The sequence below is a fragment of the Pseudomonas sp. 9Ag genome (assembly GCF_902506445.1).
GTDB lineage: Bacteria > Pseudomonadota > Gammaproteobacteria > Pseudomonadales > Pseudomonadaceae > Stutzerimonas > Stutzerimonas stutzeri_AB.
The window spans coordinates 3570620-3591520 of sequence record NZ_LR733836.1 but is presented as its reverse complement, the minus strand read 5'-3'; the positions used below and the strand labels follow the sequence as shown (position 1 = coordinate 3591520).

The 20901-nt window shown below is 59.1% G+C and carries 23 protein-coding genes; 17 read left to right on the top strand and 6 right to left on the bottom strand.

Going from position 1 to position 20901, the window contains the following annotated elements:
• Positions 1-37: 37 nt before the first annotated feature.
• Entirely contained in the window at positions 38-307 is a 270-nt protein-coding gene (locus ALTERO38_RS16325; RefSeq protein ID WP_102837910.1) for a YdcH family protein, read from the bottom strand.
• A gap of 210 nt (positions 308-517) precedes the next feature.
• Here ALTERO38_RS16325 and mscL point away from each other — a divergent pair, with 210 nt between their 5' ends.
• The gene (gene mscL, locus ALTERO38_RS16320) at positions 518-928 is read left to right on the top strand and encodes a large-conductance mechanosensitive channel protein MscL (RefSeq protein WP_102837909.1); all 411 of its coding nucleotides are present in this window, start codon (positions 518-520) and stop codon (positions 926-928) included.
• Between the two features lie 61 nt (positions 929-989).
• Here the strand turns inward: mscL and ALTERO38_RS16315 are convergent, their stop codons facing one another.
• Complete coding sequence (locus ALTERO38_RS16315) at positions 990-2021, bottom strand: cytochrome-c peroxidase (protein ID WP_159969024.1); 1032 nt, start codon at positions 2019-2021, stop codon at positions 990-992.
• A gap of 249 nt (positions 2022-2270) precedes the next feature.
• On the opposite strand from ALTERO38_RS16315, the gene ALTERO38_RS16310 reads away from it, so the two are divergent.
• From ALTERO38_RS16310 to ALTERO38_RS16290, 5 genes are all read left to right on the top strand, one after another.
• A complete protein-coding gene (locus tag ALTERO38_RS16310; protein WP_159969023.1) occupies positions 2271-4721 on the top strand; it encodes a Lon protease family protein in 2451 nt (816 codons plus the stop codon).
• Between the two features lie 171 nt (positions 4722-4892).
• Complete coding sequence (locus ALTERO38_RS16305; protein WP_159969022.1) at positions 4893-5228, top strand: hypothetical protein; 336 nt, start codon at positions 4893-4895, stop codon at positions 5226-5228.
• A gap of 165 nt (positions 5229-5393) precedes the next feature.
• Complete coding sequence (locus tag ALTERO38_RS16300) at positions 5394-5882, top strand: TIGR00645 family protein (protein ID WP_102837905.1); 489 nt, start codon at positions 5394-5396, stop codon at positions 5880-5882.
• 95 nt (positions 5883-5977) lie between these two features.
• Positions 5978-6283, top strand: coding sequence for a DUF6482 family protein (locus ALTERO38_RS16295; protein ID WP_159969021.1), 306 nt, complete (start codon positions 5978-5980; stop codon positions 6281-6283).
• A gap of 108 nt (positions 6284-6391) precedes the next feature.
• Positions 6392-7009 carry an FKBP-type peptidyl-prolyl cis-trans isomerase gene (locus tag ALTERO38_RS16290; RefSeq protein ID WP_102837903.1) on the top strand — a complete coding sequence of 206 codons (618 nt, stop codon included), beginning with the start codon at positions 6392-6394 and terminating at the stop codon, positions 7007-7009.
• An 11-nt stretch (positions 7010-7020) separates the two neighbouring features.
• Here the strand turns inward: ALTERO38_RS16290 and ALTERO38_RS16285 are convergent, their stop codons facing one another.
• Entirely contained in the window at positions 7021-7248 is a 228-nt protein-coding gene (locus ALTERO38_RS16285) for a hypothetical protein (RefSeq protein ID WP_102837902.1), read from the bottom strand.
• A 151-nt stretch (positions 7249-7399) separates the two neighbouring features.
• Positions 7400-8368: a polyprenyl synthetase family protein gene (locus ALTERO38_RS16280; protein WP_148926867.1), complete on the bottom strand. Its 969-nt coding sequence runs from the start codon at positions 8366-8368 to the stop codon at positions 7400-7402.
• 248 nt (positions 8369-8616) lie between these two features.
• On the opposite strand from ALTERO38_RS16280, the gene rplU reads away from it, so the two are divergent.
• The 5 genes from rplU to ALTERO38_RS16255 all read left to right on the top strand — a co-directional run bounded on the left by rplU (position 8617) and on the right by ALTERO38_RS16255 (position 12296).
• Positions 8617-8928, top strand: a complete 312-nt coding sequence (gene rplU / locus ALTERO38_RS16275) for a 50S ribosomal protein L21 (protein WP_003302133.1) — start codon at positions 8617-8619, stop codon at positions 8926-8928.
• Between the two features lie 35 nt (positions 8929-8963).
• The gene (rpmA, locus tag ALTERO38_RS16270) at positions 8964-9221 is read left to right on the top strand and encodes a 50S ribosomal protein L27 (RefSeq protein ID WP_019339713.1); all 258 of its coding nucleotides are present in this window, start codon (positions 8964-8966) and stop codon (positions 9219-9221) included.
• Between the two features lie 163 nt (positions 9222-9384).
• Positions 9385-10602 carry an Obg family GTPase CgtA gene (gene cgtA, locus ALTERO38_RS16265; RefSeq protein ID WP_159969020.1) on the top strand — a complete coding sequence of 406 codons (1218 nt, stop codon included), beginning with the start codon at positions 9385-9387 and terminating at the stop codon, positions 10600-10602.
• 107 nt (positions 10603-10709) lie between these two features.
• A complete protein-coding gene (gene proB / locus ALTERO38_RS16260) occupies positions 10710-11828 on the top strand; it encodes a glutamate 5-kinase (RefSeq protein ID WP_159969019.1) in 1119 nt (372 codons plus the stop codon).
• 9 nt (positions 11829-11837) lie between these two features.
• Positions 11838-12296: a CreA family protein gene (locus tag ALTERO38_RS16255; protein WP_159969018.1), complete on the top strand. Its 459-nt coding sequence runs from the start codon at positions 11838-11840 to the stop codon at positions 12294-12296.
• A gap of 92 nt (positions 12297-12388) precedes the next feature.
• Here ALTERO38_RS16255 and rpsT read toward each other — a convergent pair whose 3' ends face one another.
• Positions 12389-12667, bottom strand: a complete 279-nt coding sequence (gene rpsT, locus ALTERO38_RS16250) for a 30S ribosomal protein S20 (protein ID WP_003281567.1) — start codon at positions 12665-12667, stop codon at positions 12389-12391.
• A 220-nt stretch (positions 12668-12887) separates the two neighbouring features.
• Here rpsT and murJ point away from each other — a divergent pair, with 220 nt between their 5' ends.
• From murJ to ispH, 6 genes are all read left to right on the top strand, one after another.
• The gene (gene murJ, locus ALTERO38_RS16245) at positions 12888-14435 is read left to right on the top strand and encodes a murein biosynthesis integral membrane protein MurJ (RefSeq protein ID WP_159969017.1); all 1548 of its coding nucleotides are present in this window, start codon (positions 12888-12890) and stop codon (positions 14433-14435) included.
• A gap of 84 nt (positions 14436-14519) precedes the next feature.
• Positions 14520-15470: a bifunctional riboflavin kinase/FAD synthetase gene (gene ribF, locus ALTERO38_RS16240; RefSeq protein ID WP_159969016.1), complete on the top strand. Its 951-nt coding sequence runs from the start codon at positions 14520-14522 to the stop codon at positions 15468-15470.
• A gap of 1 nt (position 15471) precedes the next feature.
• Positions 15472-18303, top strand: a complete 2832-nt coding sequence (gene ileS / locus ALTERO38_RS16235) for an isoleucine--tRNA ligase (protein ID WP_159969015.1) — start codon at positions 15472-15474, stop codon at positions 18301-18303.
• A gap of 57 nt (positions 18304-18360) precedes the next feature.
• Entirely contained in the window at positions 18361-18864 is a 504-nt protein-coding gene (gene lspA / locus ALTERO38_RS16230; RefSeq protein ID WP_148926860.1) for a signal peptidase II, read from the top strand.
• Entirely contained in the window at positions 18857-19294 is a 438-nt protein-coding gene (gene fkpB, locus ALTERO38_RS16225) for an FKBP-type peptidyl-prolyl cis-trans isomerase (RefSeq protein WP_102837892.1), read from the top strand. The genes lspA and fkpB overlap by 8 nt, the downstream gene beginning before the upstream one ends.
• Before the next feature lie 164 nt (positions 19295-19458).
• Positions 19459-20403: a 4-hydroxy-3-methylbut-2-enyl diphosphate reductase gene (gene ispH, locus ALTERO38_RS16220; protein WP_159969014.1), complete on the top strand. Its 945-nt coding sequence runs from the start codon at positions 19459-19461 to the stop codon at positions 20401-20403.
• 54 nt (positions 20404-20457) lie between these two features.
• Here the strand turns inward: ispH and ALTERO38_RS16215 are convergent, their stop codons facing one another.
• Positions 20458-20847: a type IV pilin protein gene (locus ALTERO38_RS16215; protein WP_159969725.1), complete on the bottom strand. Its 390-nt coding sequence runs from the start codon at positions 20845-20847 to the stop codon at positions 20458-20460.
• Positions 20848-20901 lie beyond the last annotated feature (54 nt).

Here is a 20901-nt window from a genome sequence, read left to right as displayed (position 1 = left end):
GGCTGGCGTATGGACACGGGACGCGGCTTGAAGCAGATCAGCCGCAGCAGCCACCGCAGCAGCTACCGCTGGCGCGTTTGAGGTCGCGAGCGATGTCATCCTTGAGGGAAACACGTTCAATTTTCAGCGCGTTTAGCGCTTCGTCATCGAGCAGTTCAACGCCGTCTTCCACGCGGCAGATCTGCTTGTCCAGCGCCTCGTAGGTTTCAGCCTTGCGGGCGAACTTTGGATCCTGCTGACGCAGCTGATGAAGCTGCTCGAGCTTTTCCGGGAAGTCCTTCATCAGGGGATGGTGTTCAACGTGCATGGTGCCGCTCCGGGTGGATATGAGGAGCTGTACCTTAGCCCCGCCTTTCGCAATTCTTTTTGACGGCGATCAAGCCAAGCCGACTGCGTTAAACCCGTCTGTCGCACGGGCTGTCTGGCCTGAGTATTGAACCCAACCTATGCTGCCGATGGTCGAAGCGGCACGGCGGTCGCGTCGACCACTCCCTATCAGCATCAGAGGAACAGACAAATGGGCATGCTCAGTGAATTCAAAGCCTTTGCAGTCAGAGGTAATGTGATCGATATGGCAGTCGGCATCATCATTGGCGCCGCGTTCACAAAGATTGTCTCGTCCTTCGTTGCTGACGTGGTTACCCCGCCGCTGGGCATGCTGATTGGGGGCGTGGATTTCTCGAACTTGGCCATCGTGCTCAAGCAGGCCGTTGGCGATGCGCCGGCGGTTACCCTGAGCTATGGCCGCTTCCTCCAGACGGTGTTCGACTTCACCATTGTGGCGTTTGCGATCTTCCTCGCCGTCAGGGCGATCAACCATCTCAAGCGCAAAGAAGCTGAAGCGCCGTCGGCTCCGCCGGCCCCGAGCAAGGAGGAGCAGCTGCTGACAGAGATTCGCGACGCGTTACGTGAGCAGAATCGCTCGTGATCCGGATATAGCAGGCTTCAACAACTCAGCTCCCGACGGGGGTGTCGGGAGCTGAGAAGGGTCACTCCGGCTTTGGCGTATCGACCGAGCTGGGGGGGAGGACGGGGTAGGCAACCCGAGGTTGCTCGCCCGTCAGGCTGCGCAGGAAGGCCGCAATGGCACCGACCTCGTCTTCTTTGAGTGTGCGACCTAGCTGGCTATCTCCCATGATTGCGACTGCCTGTTCCAGCTCCCAGACCTCACCGCTGTGAAAGTAGGGCGGCGTTAGCGCTACGTTACGCAGAGGCGCGGCGCGGAAGACGTATTCATCGGTGGCCGTGTTGGTGACGGTAAAGCGGCCCTTGTCGCCAGCGGGCAGGATTTCAGCGCCAGGCTTCTTGATCACACCAAATGGAAAGTAGCCCTGGCCGCCGACGTTGACGCCGCTGTGGCAAGCGGTGCAGCCCGTGTCCATGAACAGCGCCAGGCCCTGCTTCTGCTTGGCGTCGAGTGCCTTGTCATCGCCCTTGAGATAGCGGTCGAACGGGGCGTCCGGAGTAATCAGGCTGACTTCGAACGCTTCCAGTGCGTAAGCCATGTTGTCGAAGCTGACCGGATCCTTGTCACTAGGAAACGCCTTTTTAAACTCGCTGGCGTACTCGGGGATGCTCTTCAGGGTCGCGACGACGCGATCGGGCGTGTTGTTCATCTCCACTCCGGCCTGAACCGGGCCCTTGGCCTGGGCCTGCAGATCCTCGGCGCGTCCATCCCAGAACTGGGCGGCGTTGAACACGGCGTTAAGGACGGTGGGGGAGTTGCGTGGCCCTTTCTGCCAGCCATGGCCGATCGATGTGGTGACATTGTCGCCGCCACCTAGGCTGAGGTTGTGACAGGTATTACAGCTGATGACGTGGCTGCGCGACAGGCGGGGGTCGAACCAGAGCTTGTGACCGAGTTGTGCCTGATCCGGACTGACGGCTTTCCCGCGGATTTCTGCCACCTTGGCCGGGATCGGCTTGAAAATCTCGTTGGCGCGTTCTCGCAGTTCGTCGGCATGGGCGATGTTCGAGATCAGCATCAGTCCGCTGATCATGACGGGTATAGGGGAGCGCATCACGGAGTCCTTTTTCTACGTTGGCCGCTCCATGAGGCGCTACTCGCGAAGGCGCCAGGTTGATCTGAATCAAGGCGAAGGCTTTCGCCGCCGGCTCGTGTGTCGCAGGGGTTGCCTTGCCCGAACGCAAACTTGCCCCGTTCGGCAAACCTTCAAGCTGCGCCTTGCTGGACCTTGCGGCCAGCGGGAGGCATCGCCAGAATGGCAGCATCAATCGTGGCCACAAGGCCATTCCTGCAAGGATTTCCAATGCCCGAAACCGTCGCTGCCGGCCTGCGCCTGGCGCCTGATGCGCTGACCCGTCCCTTTGAACCCAGCCAGTTCGCCTTCAAGACCACCGATGAGCTGGAGCCTTTTCTTGGTGTGCTCGGACAGGAGCGGGCCGTCGAGGCGCTGCAGTTCGGGGTGGCGATGCCGCGCCCTGGCTACAACGTCTATGTGATGGGCGAGCCGGGGACCGGACGCTTCTCGTTCGTGCGCCGCTACCTCAAGGCTGAAGGCAAGCGACTGGATACGCCGTCGGACTGGCTCTATGTGAACAACTTCGACGAGCCTCGCGAGCCGCGCGTGGTTGAGCTTCCGCAGGGCGGTGCGGGTGAGTTCATTGCCGATATTGGGCAGCTGATCGACAACCTGATGGCCACGTTCCCGGCTGTGTTCGAGCACCCGAGCTTCCAGCAGAAGAAGAGCGCCATCGACCGCGCCTTCAACCAGCGCTACGACAAGGCGCTGGATGTCATCGAAAAGCTGGCCCTCGAAAAAGAAATCGCGCTATATCGGGACAGCAGCAACATCGCCTTCACGCCCATGAAGGACGGCAAGTCGATGGACGAGGCGGAATTTGCCCAGTTGCCGGAAGCGGAGCGCGAGCGTTACCACGAAGACATCTCCGCGCTCGAAGTCCACCTGAACGAGGGGCTTGCCAGCCTGCCGCAATGGAAGCGCGAGTCCAGCAACCAGCTGCGCCAGCTCAATGATGAAACCATCAGCCAGGCGTTGCAGCCGCTGCTGACGCCGCTGTCAGAGAAGTATGGCGAAAACGCCGGCATCGAGGCTTATCTGCAGGCCGTGCAGGTCAATCTGCTGAAAACCGTTGTGGAGCAGCTGGTGGATGAAAACCGTCCGGATGCGCAGACCCGTCAGCTTCTCGAAGAGCAATACAGCCCGAGTCTGGTCGTCGGCCATCCGCTTGATGGCGGCGCACCAGTGGTGTTCGAGCCGCACCCGACCTACGACAACCTGTTTGGTCGCATCGAGTACAGTACGGATCAGGGCGCGCTCTACACCAGCTACCGCCAGCTGCGACCCGGCGCGCTGCACCGTGCCAATGGTGGCTTCCTGATGCTCGAAGCGGAAAAGATGCTCAGCGAACCCTTTGTCTGGGAAGCGCTGAAGCGTGCCTTGCAGTCGCGCAAGCTGAAGATGGAGTCGCCGCTGGCCGAGCTGGGTCGACTAGCCACGGTGACGTTGAATCCGGAAGTGATCCCGCTCAATGTCAAAGTGGTGATCATCGGCTCCCGCCAGCTCTACTATACGCTGCAGGACCTGGATCCGGACTTTCAGGAGATGTTTCGCGTGCTGGTGGACTTCGATGAAGAAATCCCGCTGGCCGAGGACAGCCTAGAGCAATTCGCACAGTTGATGAAAACGCGCACCTCGGAAGAGGGTATGGCGCCGTTGACGGCCGCCGCAGTTGCGCGTCTGGCAACCTACAGCGCCCGTTTGGCCGAGCACCAGGGGCGCTTGTCGGCCCGGATTGGTGATCTGTTCCAGCTGGTCAGTGAGGCGGATTTCATCCGTCAGCTGGCCAAGGATGAGGTGACCGACGTCGGCCATATTGAACGTGCGTTAAAGGCAAAGGCCACTCGTACCGGGCGTGTTTCGGCGCGCATTCTCGAAGACATCCTCGCCGGCGTGATACTGATCGACAGCGAGGGGGCGGCCATTGGCAAGTGCAATGGCCTGACCGTCCTGGAGGTGGGTGACTCGGCGTTCGGCATGCCGGCGCGTATCTCCGCCACTGTCTATCCGGGCGGCTCGGGAATCGTCGATATCGAGCGCGAGGTCAATCTCGGCCAGCCGATTCACTCTAAGGGCGTGATGATCCTTACTGGCTTTCTCGGCAGCCGCTATGCCCAGGAGTTTCCGCTGGAGATCTCCGCCAGCATCGCGCTTGAGCAGTCTTATGGTTATGTCGACGGCGACAGTGCGTCATTGGGCGAATGCTGTGCGCTGATTTCGGCTATTTCGCGCACGCCGCTAAAGCAATGCTTTGCTATTACCGGCTCGATCAACCAGTTCGGCGAGGTGCAGGCGGTCGGTGGTGTGAACGAAAAGATCGAGGGCTTCTTCCGCTTGTGCGAAGCACGCGGTTTGACCGGAGACCAGGGTGCGATCATTCCTTTCGCCAACGTTACGACGCTGATGCTCGACGAGCGGGTGCTGGAAGCCGTGCGCCAGGAGCGTTTTCATATCTACGCGGTGCGTCATGTCGATGAAGCGCTTTCGCTGTTGGTGGGTGAGCCGGTAGGCGCGGCGGACAAGGACGGGCAGTTCCCCAAGGGCAGCGTCAATGCACGGGTCGTGGAGCGTTTGCGCGACATCGCCGAGATCGAACTGGAAGACGATCATCGAAGCGATGCAGCGTCCCCCGAGGAGGTGCTGGCCGCAGCCCAGGTAAAAGGGGCCGAGCAAGGGTAATCGGTTCAAAACGCAGAGTAGTGGACGGAACGATATGGCACGCGGCGGGTCTGCAATGGAAGAGAGTTTCCACTCTCTATCCACATGGTTATCCACAGCATCTGTGGATAACGGATTTGCGGCCCTTTCCTCCCAGATGAGGGCGCGCAACCGAGCGCGAGGATCGCCGTCATGTCGCAAACACTCTGTTTGAACCGCGAGTGCCTGGGTCTGGTGACCCGTATCGAATGCATCATCCGGCCCCTGTCCGGAGGCAATGGTTTGTGGACGTTGCTGTGTGCGGCTGGAATCGATGCTGGGCAGCCTACTGCAATCAAAGCGCAAGGCCCATTTCGCGGGCCTCGCGAGGCCGAGGCGGTACTGAAGGCGATTGCCGAGAATCTCTATGGGCAAGGCTATGCGGAATCGGAATCGCCCTCGATCTGGCAACTGCACATGCAGGCAGAGTTACGCAAGGTCAACGCCAACCAGTCGCGCTATCTGAGCGGATGGGGCGCTAAATCCTGAGCGCACCGGCCAAGGGATGCCAGCGCGGTCCCGGTTATTGGGGCTGGCAAAGGTCTTGGCAAATTCTTATCCACAGCAGAAACATGCCGCTATAGCACCGTCTTGAAGACTCCGCCCCGCTGCGTATACTCGCTTGCCGAACCCCGCCCCGCGCAGTGAGAACAGATGGAACGCTTGATCGAAAACACCATGTACGCCGCCCGTTGGTTGTTGGCGCCTATTTACTTTGGTCTTGCCTTTGCCCTGCTGGCCCTGGCGATTAAATTCTTTCAGGAAATCTGGCACATCCTTCCTGCCGTGCTTTCTCTGAGTGAAGGCGATCTGATCCTCAAGCTACTCTCGCTGATCGATATGGCGCTGGTTGGCGGTTTGCTGGTGATGGTGATGCTTTCTGGCTACGAGAACTTCGTTTCGCAGCTGGACGTGGACGAGGGCAAGGAAAAGCTCGACTGGCTCGGAAAAATGGATTCCGGCTCCTTGAAGATGAAGGTCGCTGCTTCGATTGTGGCAATCTCATCGATCCACCTGCTGCGCATGTTCATGGACGCGCAGCAGCTCGAGAGCGATCAATTGATGTGGTACGTCATTATCCATCTCACATTCGTCTTTTCAGCTTTCGCCATGGGGTATCTGGATAAGCTCACCAAGCACTGATGGTTTTTTTCGCGCAGAAGTCGTGAAAGGTTGATTGGTTGTGATCGGCTCCCCTGATATTGTACAAAGGTAGAATTTTGTACAGGGTGGTGCGCATGAATCTGCAGGCATTGCTGGAAGGCGCGCAAGCGCATGATGTCGAGGCGCTGGATCTGGTGTCTGTTGAGGGCGGCTTCTACTTGTTGAGTGTCCACGCCCACGGCAAGTCACATGTGCTATGTGATGAGGAGGCCAAAGTGATTCATCTGCGATCCGTGGAGCATGCGCGTGATCTCCTCAGTGAGATGCCCACGGTCCCTTTCTTTCTGGTTCACAGTTCTGCGTACGATGAAATGTGCGGCTTGGCCGAGGGTGTTCGAGAGCCGCTGCGGGTGCCGATCAGCCTGCGTTCTGCCTGGTGAGCATTCCGTTTATCTAGCGCCTCTATGCTGTTCTATAGAACAGTCTAGGGTGGGCGATGCTAGTCGCTGTGCTAGGCTGTGCGGCCTTTTTTCCGGCGGAGCCGATGCATGACTGACCTGAATCTATCAACCGACGAAACGCGCGTGAGCTACGGTATCGGCCGTCAACTGGGTGATCAGCTGCGCGAGAACCCGCCGCCGGGGATCAGCCTGGATGCAGTGATCGCGGGTATTCGAGACGCCTTTTCGGGTGCGGCCAGCCAGGTTGCTCCGGAAGCACTCAACGCCAGCTTTGCCGTCATTCGTGAGCGCATGCAAGCCGAGGCTCAGCAAAAGGCCGAAGCCGCTGCCGGTGAAGGCAAAGCGTTTCTGGCAAAAAACGGCCAGCGTGACGGAGTGACTACGCTTCCGTCAGGCCTGCAATACGAAGTGCTGACCGCCGGCGAGGGCAACAAGCCCAGCGCTGAGGATCAAGTGCGTACCCATTACCACGGCACACTGATTGACGGCACGGTATTCGACAGCTCCTACCAGCGTGGCCAGCCGGCCGAGTTTCCGGTGGGTGGCGTGATCGCCGGCTGGACCGAAGCGCTGCAACTTATGGGCGTGGGCAGCAAATGGCGCCTTTATGTGCCAAGCGAGCTCGCCTATGGCGCGCAAGGCGTTGGCAGTATCCCGCCACACAGCGTACTGGTGTTCGATGTCGAGTTGCTGGCTGTTCTCTAAAGCCGCTGCCGCTACGGGCGCAACGCCCTGGCATAGGAGAACAGGAACAGATTTCGCACCTGTTCCTTGAGCACGCAGGGTTCGCTGGTGCTCAGTTCCTGCAGATCCAAGTCGCCCTGGTCGCGAAGCTCGTCCAGGGCGTCTCCCTCTAAGGTAATGCACACAGCACCGGTGCTGCGGTCGAGTATCCGCAGGTAAGGTTGCGGGCGGTCCAGCCAGGCATCGATCAGATAAGTCATGCGCACCTCCAATTAGTCTCTGTTAATGATAATAATTGTTATTTGCAGATATACAAGCGCAAAGAATCTCTGAGGCATTTGCTGATGCGCAGAGTAGGGTGTTTAGGGAGGGATGAAGGGCGCTCAGTACGCACCCTTCACTGTGCTGTGCTCAGTGGGTGCGAGCGACAGCGAAACGGCTTAGCTCGACCAGGGCATCACGATAGCTGTTGGCAGGGATCAGCTCGAGGCAGGCTATGGCGCGATCGGCATAGTCACGCGCCAGGCGGGCCGTATAGTCCAGTGCGCCGGCTGCTTCTACCGCACGGCGGATGCTTTCCAGATCCTCGATACCGCCTTTCTGAATGGCCTGGCGCACCAGGGCGGCCTGTTCCGGCGTGCCTTCGCGCATCGTGTAGATCAACGGCAGTGTCGGCTTGCCTTCGGCAAGATCATCGCCAACATTCTTGCCCAGCGCTTCGGCATCGCCCTGATAGTCGAGCAGGTCATCGACGAGTTGGAATGCAATGCCGAGGTAGTCGCCGAAGCTGCGCAGTGCTTCGCGCTGCTCTTCGCTGGCACCCGCCAGAGTGGCCGCGCTGTGCGTGGAGGCTTCGAAAAGCATGGCGGTCTTGCCGCGGATGACCTCCATGTAAATTTCTTCGGTGGTGCTGGCGTCGCGTACCTTCGACAGTTGCAGCACTTCGCCTTCGGCGATGACGCGAGTAGCCTGCGAGATGATTCGCATGACTTCCATCGAGCCCAGCTCGACCATCATTTCGAAAGAACGCGCATAGAGAAAGTCACCGACCAGTACACTGGGCGCATTGCCCCACAGGGCATTGGCGGTTGAGCGACCGCGGCGCATGCCGGACATATCGACGACGTCATCATGTAGCAGCGTCGAGGTATGCAGGAATTCGATGATCGCTGCCAGCAGGCGCAGCTGCTCACCCTTAAGTCCCAACGCATTGCCGCTGAGCAGGACCAGCAGAGGACGCAGGCGCTTGCCGCCGGCCGAGGTGATGTAATCCCCGATCTTTTCCACCAGCGGTACGCGGGACGTCAACTGGTTGCGGATGATGCCGTCAACAGCGGCGAAATCTTCAGCCACTACTTGGTAAAAGGCCTGGGGTTGCATCGGGGACGAGTACTCCTCGGAGATTGCGCGGCATGCTATGGGGCGGGTCAGGCAGTGTCAAGGCAAGGTCCGGCGGCTATTGCGCAGGCTCAGGTGGATGCGTACAATCGCGGACCCTGAACTTTCCCCCTGGGCATTTCCCTGCCTTACGCAATTGCAAGGGCGTCCTATCCGGCCCCGAGCAGCCATGCCAGCCTCCAACTATTTCACTTAAGCGCTGGGTGAGCAGGATCAACGGAGATACACAGATGTACGCAGTTATCGTTACCGGCGGCAAGCAATACAAGGTCGCCGAAGGCGAATACCTCAAGATTGAAAAACTCGAAGTTGCCACTGGCGAAGCCGTCACTTTTGACCGCGTTCTGCTGATTGGCAACGGCGATGATGTAAAGATCGGCGCTCCGGTGGTCGATGGTGCCAAGGTCACTGCTGAAGTGATCGCTCAGGGCCGTCATGACAAGGTCACCATCATCAAATTCCGCCGTCGTAAGCATCACATGAAGCGTCAGGGCCACCGTCAGTGGTTCACTGAGGTCAAAATCACCGGCATTCAGGGCTAATCGGGCCTGAATCCCCTTATAGGAGTATTGAACTCATGGCACACAAAAAAGCTGGCGGTTCTACCCGCAACGGTCGCGACTCAGAAGCCAAACGTCTTGGCGTGAAGATGTATGGCGGCCAGGTCATCAAGGCCGGTAACATCATCGTGCGTCAGCGCGGCACCCAGTTCCATGCCGGTTACGGCGTTGGTATGGGCAAGGATCACACCTTGTTCGCCAAGGTGGAAGGCGTGATCAAATTCGAAGTGAAGGGCCAGTTTGGTCGTCGCTACGTGAGCGTCGTCGCGGCCTAATCGCGGCGTTGCTGGAAAAGCCCTGTCATGCGACGGGGCTTTTTTGTTTCTATATCCTCTGTAGGGCTCTTGCAAAACGCTGCTGTGCTCTAATTATCGCTGGGTTTTGCAAGACCCTTATGTTCCTGTTTTCTAGCCCGTCCTGGCGGCGGGAGGCGTTCCCATGAAATTCGTCGATGAAGTATCGATTTTTGTAAAGGCTGGCGACGGCGGTAACGGCATGATGAGCTTCCGTCGCGAGAAGTTCATCGAAAAAGGCGGCCCCAACGGGGGTGACGGCGGTGACGGTGGCTCCGTTTATCTGCAGGCTGACGAGAGCCTTAATACCCTTGTCGACTACCGCTATACCCGTCGCTTCAATGCGCCGAATGGCCAGAAAGGCGGCAGTACCGAGTGTACCGGCGCTAAGGGCGACGACCTTGTCTTGCCAGTGCCGGTTGGGACTACGGTAATTGATGCGGCTACTCAGGACGTCATTGGCGACCTGACGAAGGCCGGTCAGCGCCTGCTGGTCGCTCAGGGTGGCTGGCACGGGCTGGGTAACACCCGCTTCAAGTCCAGCACCAATCGTGCTCCTCGCCAGACCACGCCAGGCAAGCCAGGTGATGCTCGCGACCTGAAACTTGAATTGAAGGTACTGGCGGATGTTGGGCTGCTGGGGTTGCCGAACGCTGGTAAGAGTACGTTCATTCGCTCGGTGTCGGCTGCCAAACCTAAGGTTGCCGATTATCCGTTTACCACGCTAGTACCGAACCTCGGGGTGGTGAGCGTTGGTCGCTACAAGAGCTTCGTGGTGGCTGACATTCCGGGTCTGATTGAAGGCGCTTCGGAAGGTGCAGGGCTGGGCATTCGGTTCCTCAAGCACCTTGCGCGGACGCGGCTGTTGCTGCATCTGGTGGACATGGCGCCGCTGGATGAAAGTGATCCGGCCGATGCGGCTGAAGTTATCGTCAGTGAGTTGGAGAAGTTCAGTCCGGCGCTGGCGCAACGTGACCGTTGGCTGGTGTTGAACAAGGCTGACCAGCTGCTCGAAGAGGACCGCGACGAGCGTGTTCAGCAGGTGGTCGAGCGCCTTGAATGGGACGGTCCTGTATTCGTCATCTCTGCCCTCGAGCGCGAGGGTACCGAGGCGTTAAGTCAGGCCATCATGCGTTACCTGGATGAGCGCTTGGTGCGTATCGCCGAGGAGCCAGCATATGCGGAGGCGCTTGCTGAGCTGGATCGGCAGATCGAGGACGAGGCGCGTGCTCGCCTTCAGGAGCTGGATGATCAGCGCGCCTTGCGTCGTGCGGGCGTGAAATCTGTCGATGAGGTCGATGAAGACGACTTCGATGATGATGACGACGATGAAGGTGGTGCTGAGATCTTCTACGTGCGTTGATGGCGCATGTTTGCATCGTTGCGAGCGTCACTAGCGAATAGTTGCGGGCTGGCTTGTCTGTCGCCCGCCGAGTGGTTTGGCCAGGTACCGATTGGAAGGCAGGATCGATGCGGGACAAGGTGAGCGGTGCGCGGCGCTGGGTGGTTAAGATCGGCAGCGCTTTGCTGACGGCTGATGGTCGTGGCCTGGATCAGGCGGCCATGGCTGTCTGGGTTGATCAGATGGTCGCGCTGCGCAAGGCGGGTGTCGAGTTAGTGTTGGTGTCCTCTGGCGCTGTCGCTGCTGGTATGAGTCGTCTCGGTTGGGCTGCCAGGCCAAAGGCCGTCCATGAGCTGCAGGCTGCGGCAGCCGTTGGACAGATGGGGTTGATCCGGGCCTGGGAGGCCAGTTTTGCGCGTTGCGAGCAACAAACTGCGCAGGTTCTTGTAACCCATGATGATCTCTCCGACCGCAAACGCTATCTCAATGCTCGCAGTACGCTTCGTACGCTGATCGATCTGGGTGTGGTGCCGGTTATCAATGAAAACGATACGGTTGTCACTGACGAGATCCGCTTCGGCGACAACGACACGCTCGCTGCGTTGGTGGCGAACCTGGTCGAAGCGGATCTCCTAGTGATCCTTACTGACCGCGACGGCATGTTCGATGCTGATCCGCGCAATAATCCAGATGCCAGCTTGATCAGTGAAGCGCGCGCCGATGATCCTGCGTTGGACGCAGTGGCGGGTGCTACGGGTGGCGCGCTCGGGCGGGGCGGCATGCAGACAAAGCTGCGCGCGGCGCGTTTGGCTGCGCGCTCTGGTGCCTATACCGTCATCATTGGTGGTCGAATCGAGCAGGTGCTGGCGCGACTGAAGGCGGGTGAGTCGCTCGGCACACTGTTGGCGCCGGAATGTAATCGTCATGCGGCGCGAAAGCAGTGGCTGGCGGGGCATCTGCAGATGCGTGGTACGGTCGTCCTTGATGACGGTGCTGTGCATGCGCTGAAGCAGGGTAATCGCAGCTTGTTGCCGGTCGGGGTCAAGGCGGCGCAGGGTGGTTTCCGTCGTGGTGAGATGGTCGTGTGTGTCGGTCTGGATGGTCGTGAGGTTGCGCGCGGTCTGGCTAACTACAGTGTGGCTGAAACGCAGCGAATCCTTGGGCGTCCGTCGGATGAAATCGAGAAGCTGCTCGGTTATGTCGATGAGCCCGAGCTGATTCACCGCGACAATATGATCTTGGTCTGAGGTGGTTCGATGCGCCTGGCAAAAGCGTTAGTGGTTTTGTTGATGTGGCCAGTAGTTGGTATGGCGCGCGAAGTGGGCGAGGTCGACACGGTCTTTAAATGGCTGGGGCCGAACCACAGGATTGTGGTTGAGGCGTTTGATGACCCGAAGGTTGAGGGTGTGACCTGCTATCTATCGCGTGCAAAGACTGGCGGCATAAAGGGCGGGCTCGGGTTGGCTGAGGATCGCGCCGAGGCGTCAATCGCCTGCAGACAGGTAGGGCCCATCCGCATGAGCGAGAAGCTCAAAGATGGCGAAGTGGTCTTCAAGGAGCGAACGTCTCTGGTGTTCAAGACAATGCAGGTGGTCCGCTTTTTCGATGAGGCTCGCAATACGCTGGTCTATCTGGTGTACAGCGATCGGGTTATCGAAGGAAGCCCGCAGAACGCGGTGACTGCGATTCCAATACTGCCTTGGGCTCAGCCGTAAGCGGTATGTGGTTCAGTTGGTTGTTGTGATGGCTGAATCGCAGGCATAAAAAAAACCGGCTCAAGGCCGGTTTTTTCACAAGAGCGTGCAGCTTAGGCTGCAGCAGCTTCGCCGAGGGCCTTGATGTGGCCGTTCAGGCGGCTTTTATGCCGAGCTGCTTTGTTCTTGTGGATGATGCCCTTGTCGGCCATACGGTCGATTACAGGCACGGCTGCAGTATAAGCAGTACGAGCTTTATCCAGATCTTTTGCATCAATGGCTTTGACCACATTCTTGATGTAGGTACGAACCATGGAGCGCAGGCTGGCGTTGTGGCTGCGACGCTTCTCAGCCTGAATTGCGCGTTTTTTGGCGGAAGGGCTGTTGGCCACCGTCGAACTCCTCGAAAACGTGGGATTACAAAGCAAATAAGGCCGCGAATCATGCCGATGCGGCTGGCCCTTGTCAACCCCGGTTGAACTAATCGAGACACTGGCCGGACAGAAGGGGGGTCGCTAAACTCGCGCCCTCTGTTAACTGTCGAAACTGGTCATCGAGTCGATGCTCAGTGCCCTGGCCAGAACCCCTCCTGCTGCAACTCTAGGAAGACAAATGTCCGATACATCCGGCAAAGGTGGATTGCTGCGGTCCAGTGCGGTAGTCAGCGTGATGACGCTGCTATCCCGGGTGCTCGGCATGGTACGCGATATGGTGGTGGCCAGCTACTTCGGCTCTGGCGCTGCTGCTGATGCCTTCTTCATCGCTTTCAAGATTCCCAACTTTTTACGCCGTCTGTTTGCAGAAGGCGCGTTTGCGCAGGCTTTCGTTCCGGTGCTGTCGGAATACCGGACAAAACAAACTCTGACGGAGGTTAAGCTGCTGGTAGATCGCACTGCCGGCATGCTTGGGCTGATCCTGACGGGCATTACGGCGGTTGGCGTGTTGGCTTCGCCATACGTGGTCATGCTCTTTGCGCCTGGCTTTCATGACGATCCAGCCAAAATGCAGCTCGCTGGCGAGCTGCTGCGCATCACCTTCCCCTACTTGCTGCTGATTTCGCTAACGGCTTTCACCTCCGGCGTGCTCAATACTTACGGGCATTTCGCGGTGCCGGGCTTCACGCCGGTGCTGTTGAATGTCTGCATGATCAGCTCGGCTGTTTTCCTGACGCCTTACTTTGATCAACCGATCATGGCCCTGGCTTGGGGGGTGTTCATTGCCGGCTTCGCCCAGCTGGCGTTTCAGCTCCCTTACGTCGCCAAGCTGGGGTTGCTGCCCAGGCCGCGGGTGAGATTCGGAGACGAGGGCGTACGGCGAATAATGCTGCTGATGGTTCCGGCCTTGTTCGGTGTGTCGGTCAGTCAGATCAATCTCTTGCTCGATACGGTTCTCGCGTCGTTTCTGCAGACCGGTAGCGTGTCCTGGCTCTATTACGCTGACCGCCTTTCGGAATTGCCGCTTGGAGCATTCGGTATCGCCATCGGTACGGTGATTTTGCCCAGCCTGTCGCGTCAGCATGCTGGGGAGGATCCCAAGGCGTTTTCCGATACCCTCAACTGGGCGCTGAGAATGGTTCTCCTGGTGGGGATTCCAGCGGCGCTTGCGCTGGGCATCCTCGCTGAGCCGCTGATTGCCAGTCTGTTTTTTTACGGTGCAATGAGCGAGGAGGCCGTAGTGCAATCCGCCAATGCGCTAGAGGCCTATTCGCTGGGCGTGCTGGCGTTCATGTTGATCAAGGTGCTGGCGCCAGGTTTCTTCGCTCGCCAGGATTTGAAGACGCCAGTGCGCGTTGCAATCATCTGCATGATCGCCAACATGGCACTGAACCTGATGCTGATCTGGCCGCTCCAGCATGTCGGGCTGGCATTGGCGACCTCATTGTCGTCGATGCTCAATGCAGGCCTGCTGTTCTGGGGGCTGTACAAGACAGGCGTGTTCCGGTTTACGCCCGGATGGGGGTTGTTCCTCCTTCGGTTGGTCGGCGGCTGTGCTGCAATGGTGGTGATGGTCTGGTGGCTCAATGCGCCGTCGGTCGAATGGTTCGCTTGGGGCTGGCAGCAGCGAGCGCTGCAGTTGGGGCTGCTCGTCGGGGCGGGGTTGGGTGCTTTCGCGGCGGGCCTGGTAGTGCTTGGTTTGCGTCCTCGGCATCTCCGTCATTGATCCGTACCTTGCGCGGGTGGCAAACCTGTCCGTGACCGCCGCCTCATGCGTATAATCGGCGACTTTTCAAGCAAGAAGTGCGGTATGCAGCTGGTTCGAGGTCTTCATAACCTGCGACCCCGGCATAGGGGTTGCGTCGCCACCATCGGCAATTTCGACGGGGTTCACCGGGGGCATCAAGCCATCCTGGAGCGCCTGCGCGAACGTGCTTCCGAGCTTGGCTTGCCCAGCTGCGTGGTGATTTTCGAGCCGCAGCCGCGCGAGTACTTCGCACCAGATCAGGCGCCCGCTCGCTTGACCCGCCTGCGCGAGAAATTGCAGCTGTTGAGTGAGCAGGGTGTCGATTTGGTGCTATGCCTGGCGTTCAACCGTCGTTTGCGGGAGTTGAGTGCTGCAGAGTTCGTTCACGCGACGCTGGTTGATGGCCTTGGCGTGCGGCACTTGGAAGTGGGCGATGACTTCCGCTTTGGCTGCGACCGTGCCGGGGATTTCAATTTTTTGCTGAAGGCCGGTGCTGCCGAAGGCTTCACCGTCGAGGCTGCCACTACCATAGAAGTGGAGGGCGAGCGCGTCAGTAGCACGCGCTTGCGTCAGGTGCTCGCTGACGGCGACCTGGATCTGGCGCAAAAGCTGCTCGGTCGGCCGTTCAGCATTACCGGCCGAGTGATGCATGGCCAAGCGCTAGGTCGACAGTTGGGTGCGCCGACCGCCAATATCCAGCTCAAACGCAAAAATACACCGCTTAGCGGAGTGTTCATGGTGAGCACCGAGGTTGACGGTCTCGCTCAGCCGGCGGTCGCCAACATCGGCATGCGACCCTCGGTTAAAAGCGACGGCCAACCGCATCTGGAAGTGCATTTGCTCAATTATCAAGGCGACCTCTATGGGCGACTGCTGCGCGTGACCTTTCACCGCAAACTGCGTGACGAGCAGCGCTTTGCCTCGCTTGAGGCGCTCAAGACGGCAATCGAAGCAGATATTGCTGCGGCTCGCGAATACTGGCGGGCTTCACCCTTTACCACGAGTCAGGACTGAAATGACCGATTACAAAGCGACTCTCAATCTGCCGTCCACGGCATTCCCGATGAAGGCCGGTCTGCCACAGCGCGAGCCGGAGACCCTGCAGCGCTGGAACAGTATCGACCTGTACGGGAAGCTGCGGCAGATTGGTGAAAATCGCCCGAAATTTGTCCTGCATGATGGCCCTCCGTATGCCAACGGCAGTATTCATATCGGTCATGCAGTGAACAAGGTCATCAAAGACTTCATTGTTCGTTCGAAGACACTGTCCGGTTTCGATGCTCCCTATGTCCCGGGTTGGGATTGCCATGGCTTGCCGATCGAGCACAAGGTCGAAATCACCTATGGCAAAAATCAGCCTGCCGATCTGACTCGCGAGCGCTGCCGTGCCTATGCCGCAGAGCAGATCGAGGGGCAGAAAGCCGATTTCATCCGTCTCGGCGTGTTGGGGGAGTGGGATAACCCGTACCGTACGATGGATTTCGCCAACGAGGCCGGCGAAATTCGGGCGCTGGCGAAGATGGTCGAGGGTGGCTTCGTTTTCAAAGGGCTGAAGCCCGTGAACTGGTGCTTCGATTGCAGTTCGGCGCTGGCCGAGGCGGAAGTCGAATATCAGGACAAGAAGTCCGACGCCATCGACGTCGCGTTCGAAGTGGAAGATGCAGACAAGCTGGCCGCGGCCTTCGGCGTCGCTGCCTTGGGCAAGCCGGCCAGCATCGTGATCTGGACCACCACGCCCTGGACCATTCCGGCCAACCAGGCGCTCAACGTTCACCCTGACTTCGTCTACGCCCTGGTCGACACTGGCGACCGGCTCCTGGTGCTCGCCGAGGAGCTGGTCGAGTCCTGCCTGCAGCGCTACGAACTGCAGGGCGAAATCATCGCCCGCTGCGAGGGCAAGGCGCTGGAGCTCATCCGCTTCCGCCACCCGTTTTACGAGCGTTTCGCGCCCGTTTATCTGGCTGACTATGTGGAAACCGGCGCAGGTACCGGCATCGTTCACTCTGCCCCTGCGTATGGCGAAGACGACTTCCGTTCCTGCAAGCATTACGGCATGGAGAATGATGACATTCTCAGCCCGGTGCAGAGCCACGGCGTATACGTAGCCGATCTGCCATTCTTCGGCGGCCAGTTCATCTGGAAGGCCAATCCGGCCATTGTCGAGAAGCTGCGTGAAGTTGGCGCGCTGCTCAAGCATGAGTCCATCCAGCACAGCTACATGCATTGCTGGCGGCACAAGACGCCGCTGATCTACCGCGCCACGGCGCAGTGGTTCGTTGGCATGGACAAAGTCGCTCACGACGGCAGCTCCCTGCGTCGTCGTGCGCTAGACGCTATCGAACAGACCGAGTTCGTTCCCGCTTGGGGCCAGGCGCGGCTGCACGGCATGATCGCCGGCCGTCCGGACTGGTGCATTTCGCGTCAGCGCACCTGGGGCGTGCCGATCCCGTTCTTCCTGCACAAGGAAAGCGGCGAGCTGCATCCGCGCACCGTCGAGCTGATGGAAGCCGTCGCTCAACATGTCGAGCAGGGCGGAATCGAGGCCTGGTCGAAGCTGAATGCAGCCGACCTGCTGGGCGATGAAGCCGCGCAATACGAGAAGATCAGTGACACGCTGGACGTCTGGTTCGACTCCGGTACCACCCATTGGCATGTGATGCGCGGCTCGCACCCGATGGGGCATGACAACGGCCCGCGTGCGGACCTGTATCTGGAAGGCTCGGACCAGCATCGCGGCTGGTTCCATTCGTCGCTGCTGACCGGCTCGGCCATTGACGGCCACGCACCCTACAAAGGGTTGCTGACCCACGGTTTTGTGGTCGATGAGAACGGCCGCAAAATGTCCAAGTCGCTGGGCAATGTCGTTGCACCGCAGGAAGTCACTGACAGCCTGGGCGCAGACATCCTCCGTCTTTGGGTGGCCTCGACCGATTACTCCGGCGAGATGGCTGTGTCCAAGGTCATCCTGCAGCGCAGCGCAGACTCCTATCGCCGCATTCGCAACACCGCGCGTTTCCTCTTGAGCAATCTCGACGGCTTCGATCCAGCGCAGCATCAGGTTCCAGTCGATCAGCTGATCGCGCTCGACCGTTGGGCCATCGACCGCGCCTTGCTGTTGCAGCGGGAAATCGAAGAGGCCTATGGCACCTACAAGTTTTGGAACGTCTATCAGAAAGTGCATAACTTCTGTGTTCAGGAGCTGGGCGGTTTCTACCTCGACATCATCAAGGACCGTCAGTACACGACTGGTGCCGACAGCCTGCCGCGCCGCTCCTGCCAGACCGCGCTGTACCACATCGCCGAGGCGCTGGTGCGTTGGATTGCGCCGATCTTGTCGTTCACGGCTGATGAAATCTGGCAGTACCTGCCGGGTGAGCGCAACGAATCGGTGATGCTCAACACCTGGTACGAGGGGCTTGCTGAGCTGCCTGGCAGCGTCGAACTGGGTCGCGAGTTCTGGGACAAGGTCATGGCGGTCAAGGCTGCGGTGAATAAGGAGCTGGAAACCCAGCGCGCGGCCAAGACCATCGGCGGCAACCTGCAGGCTGAGGTCACCCTGTACGCTGAAGACTCGCTGGTTTCCGACCTGGCAAAGCTGGGGGCCGAACTGCGCTTCGTGCTGATTACGTCTGCGGTGACAGTAGCGCCGCTTGCCAAAGCGCCAGCCGAAGCCGTGCAAAGCGAACTGCCCGGTCTCAAGCTGCAGATCAGCAAAACCGGTCACGCCAAGTGCGGCCGTTGCTGGCATCACCTGCCTGACGTCGGCACGCACTCAGCTCATCCTGAGATCTGCGGTCGCTGCATTGAGAACATCGAAGGTGCAGGTGAGGTTCGCCACCATGCGTGACGGCATGCGGTACGGCTGCGCGGCTGAGACCCGGCACGCGCTTTCGGGGGTGCCAGCATGACCTCGCGCTTCGGTAAGCTCAATTGGCTGTGGCTAAGCGTGCTGGTCATTGCGCTAGATCAGGCGACCAAGCATTACTTCGAGGCCAACTTCAGCCTGTACCAGAAAGTCGAGGTCATTCCCGACTACTTCGCCTGGACGCTGGCCTACAACACAGGCGCTGCTTTCAGTTTTCTCGCCGATCATTCCGGCTGGCAGCGCTGGCTTTTCGCCTTGATCGCCATCGGTGTCAGCGCCGTGCTGGTGGTCTGGATGAAGCGCTTGAAGCCCGGTGAGACTTGGCTTGCGGTGGCGCTGGCACTGGTCTTAGGGGGCGCCGTCGGCAATCTCTATGATCGAGTGGTGCTCGGACACGTCGTCGATTTCATCCTGGTGCATTGGCAGAATCGCTGGTATTTCCCGGCGTTCAATATCGCAGACAGCGCCATCACAATCGGTGCCGTCATGCTGGCGTTGGATATGTTCCGTAGCAGTAAAACGGGAGAAACGGTAAATGAGTGAGCAGCGTATCGGGCCCGACATGCAGGTCACCCTGCATTTCTCCCTTAGTCTGGAAAATGGCGAGCAAGTCGACAGCACCTTCGACAAGCAGCCGGCGACGTTCAAGGTTGGCGATGGCAATTTGCTGCCCGGTTTCGAGCAGCAGTTATTCGGCCTCAAGGCTGGTGACAAGCGCACTTTTCAGATCGCGCCCGAGCAGGGCTTCGGCCAGCACAACCCGCAGAATGTGCAAACCATGCCGCGGAGCCAGTTCGAAGGCATGGAACTCTCCGAAGGGCTGCTGGTGATCTTCAACGATGCTGCCAAGACGGAGCTGCCAGGGGTAGTCAAGGCTTTCGATGATCGTCAGGTAACCGTGGACTTCAATCATCCATTGGCCGGCAAGGCATTGACGTTCGATGTGGAAATATTCGACGTCAAACCTGTCTGAAGGGATAGCCTCTCATGCGCACTGCTCGTGTAGGAGGCAGGGCACGCCCAGTCCCTTTGGGCGACCCGACCCACGTACGCTATCGTGAGTCCGGCCGTCACGCTGATAAAGCATCAAGCTTCACTTGATCCACAACCCACCCGCCCCGAGCGACGAGAATTCATATGCAAATCAAACTCGCCAATCCGCGTGGCTTTTGTGCCGGTGTAGACCGCGCCATCGAGATCGTTAATCGCGCGCTGGAAGTCTTCGGTCCGCCGATCTATGTGCGCCACGAAGTCGTGCATAACAAATTTGTCGTAGAGGATCTCCGCGAGCGGGGCGCTGTTTTCGTCGATGAGCTTGATCAGGTGCCGGACGGCTTCATCGTTATCTTCAGTGCGCACGGCGTATCCCAGGCTGTGCGCATGGAAGGGGAAAGGCGCGGCCTCAAGGTATTTGACGCCACCTGCCCATTGGTGACCAAGGTTCATCTGGAAGTGACCAAATATAGCCGTGAAGGGCGTGAGTGCATTCTGATCGGACACGCTGGGCACCCCGAAGTCGAGGGCACCATGGGGCAATACGATACCGCCAGTGGTGGCTCGATCTACCTGGTCGAAGACGAAGACGATGTGGCGAAGCTAGAGGTGCGCAACCCCGAGGCGCTGGCCTTCGTCACCCAGACAACGCTTTCCATGGATGACACCAGTCGCGTCATCGACGCGCTGCGCAGCAAGTTTCCAAGCATTGGCGGTCCGCGTAAGGATGACATCTGCTACGCGACGCAGAACCGTCAGGATGCAGTAAAGCAGCTCGCGGCTGAATGCGATCTGGTACTAGTAGTGGGCAGTCCAAACAGCTCAAACTCCAATCGCCTTCGTGAGCTGGCGGAGCGCATGGATACACCCGCGTATCTGATCGACGGGGCAGAAGATCTCAAGCAGGAGTGGTTTGAGAACGTTGAGCGCATCGGTATTACCGCAGGTGCATCAGCACCTGAAGTGCTGGTGCGCGGCGTGATCGACCAGCTCAGGTTATGGGGCGCGACAGGAATGGACGAGTTGGATGGTCGGCCCGAGAACGTGACATTCTCGATGCCGAAGGAGTTGCGTTTGAAGGCGGTTTGATAGCCCCGCAAACGAAACGCCTGGCTATACGCCGGGCGTTTTTGTTTCAGCCGTTCAGCGTCTCCAGCATTCGGCCAAGGTCATACCGTTTTTTTGCCCTTTGGCGCCTGTGTTCGCTAGTGTTAGGGTCCCACATTTGTCGTTGGCCATACTCCCGGTCGGTACGGCTTGCAGCACGTATGCAGTGGGGGAGGTGCTGGCTGCGATCAGGCTGATATCGTAGGCTTTGGCGCCTCCATCTTTTGGCGCCTGGGTGAAGGGAAGATCGGGCCCGTTTCCATCGCTTTTGACGTAGCGGCCATTGCCGGTGTAATAGCGCTCCATAAAGTGCGCCAGTTCCATCAACGCCGTTTCGGCGTCCGCGCGCTTAGCGCTGCGGACGTATTCCTGGTAACTGGGGTAGGCGATGGCAGCGATGATGCCAATGATCGCAACTACGATCATCAGCTCTATCAGCGTAAAGCCCCGCGCTGTTCGCTGGGACGATGAGACTAAAGT

What these genes read in the sequence shown, in the direction of transcription:
- ALTERO38_RS16255 (WP_159969018.1), top strand. Translation starts at nt 11,838, where the DNA reads ATGCGCCTGGCAAAAGCGTTAGTGGTTTTGTTGATGTGGCCAGTAGTT.
- ALTERO38_RS16215 (WP_159969725.1), bottom strand. Translation starts at nt 20,847, where the DNA reads ATGATCGTAGTTGCGATCATTGGCATCATCGCTGCCATCGCCTACCCC.
- ileS (WP_159969015.1), top strand. Translation starts at nt 15,472, where the DNA reads ATGACCGATTACAAAGCGACTCTCAATCTGCCGTCCACGGCATTCCCG.
- ispH (WP_159969014.1), top strand. Translation starts at nt 19,459, where the DNA reads ATGCAAATCAAACTCGCCAATCCGCGTGGCTTTTGTGCCGGTGTAGAC.
- ALTERO38_RS16315 (WP_159969024.1), bottom strand. Translation starts at nt 2,021, where the DNA reads ATGCGCTCCCCTATACCCGTCATGATCAGCGGACTGATGCTGATCTCG.
- rpmA (WP_019339713.1), top strand. Translation starts at nt 8,964, where the DNA reads ATGGCACACAAAAAAGCTGGCGGTTCTACCCGCAACGGTCGCGACTCA.
- fkpB (WP_102837892.1), top strand. Translation starts at nt 18,857, where the DNA reads ATGAGTGAGCAGCGTATCGGGCCCGACATGCAGGTCACCCTGCATTTC.
- murJ (WP_159969017.1), top strand. Translation starts at nt 12,888, where the DNA reads ATGTCCGATACATCCGGCAAAGGTGGATTGCTGCGGTCCAGTGCGGTA.
- ALTERO38_RS16325 (WP_102837910.1), bottom strand. Translation starts at nt 307, where the DNA reads ATGCACGTTGAACACCATCCCCTGATGAAGGACTTCCCGGAAAAGCTC.
- ALTERO38_RS16310 (WP_159969023.1), top strand. Translation starts at nt 2,271, where the DNA reads ATGCCCGAAACCGTCGCTGCCGGCCTGCGCCTGGCGCCTGATGCGCTG.
- ALTERO38_RS16290 (WP_102837903.1), top strand. Translation starts at nt 6,392, where the DNA reads ATGACTGACCTGAATCTATCAACCGACGAAACGCGCGTGAGCTACGGT.
- lspA (WP_148926860.1), top strand. Translation starts at nt 18,361, where the DNA reads ATGACCTCGCGCTTCGGTAAGCTCAATTGGCTGTGGCTAAGCGTGCTG.
- ALTERO38_RS16305 (WP_159969022.1), top strand. Translation starts at nt 4,893, where the DNA reads ATGTCGCAAACACTCTGTTTGAACCGCGAGTGCCTGGGTCTGGTGACC.
- proB (WP_159969019.1), top strand. Translation starts at nt 10,710, where the DNA reads ATGCGGGACAAGGTGAGCGGTGCGCGGCGCTGGGTGGTTAAGATCGGC.
- ALTERO38_RS16300 (WP_102837905.1), top strand. Translation starts at nt 5,394, where the DNA reads ATGGAACGCTTGATCGAAAACACCATGTACGCCGCCCGTTGGTTGTTG.
- cgtA (WP_159969020.1), top strand. Translation starts at nt 9,385, where the DNA reads ATGAAATTCGTCGATGAAGTATCGATTTTTGTAAAGGCTGGCGACGGC.
- mscL (WP_102837909.1), top strand. Translation starts at nt 518, where the DNA reads ATGGGCATGCTCAGTGAATTCAAAGCCTTTGCAGTCAGAGGTAATGTG.
- ALTERO38_RS16280 (WP_148926867.1), bottom strand. Translation starts at nt 8,368, where the DNA reads ATGCAACCCCAGGCCTTTTACCAAGTAGTGGCTGAAGATTTCGCCGCT.
- ribF (WP_159969016.1), top strand. Translation starts at nt 14,520, where the DNA reads ATGCAGCTGGTTCGAGGTCTTCATAACCTGCGACCCCGGCATAGGGGT.
- rplU (WP_003302133.1), top strand. Translation starts at nt 8,617, where the DNA reads ATGTACGCAGTTATCGTTACCGGCGGCAAGCAATACAAGGTCGCCGAA.
- ALTERO38_RS16285 (WP_102837902.1), bottom strand. Translation starts at nt 7,248, where the DNA reads ATGACTTATCTGATCGATGCCTGGCTGGACCGCCCGCAACCTTACCTG.
- ALTERO38_RS16295 (WP_159969021.1), top strand. Translation starts at nt 5,978, where the DNA reads ATGAATCTGCAGGCATTGCTGGAAGGCGCGCAAGCGCATGATGTCGAG.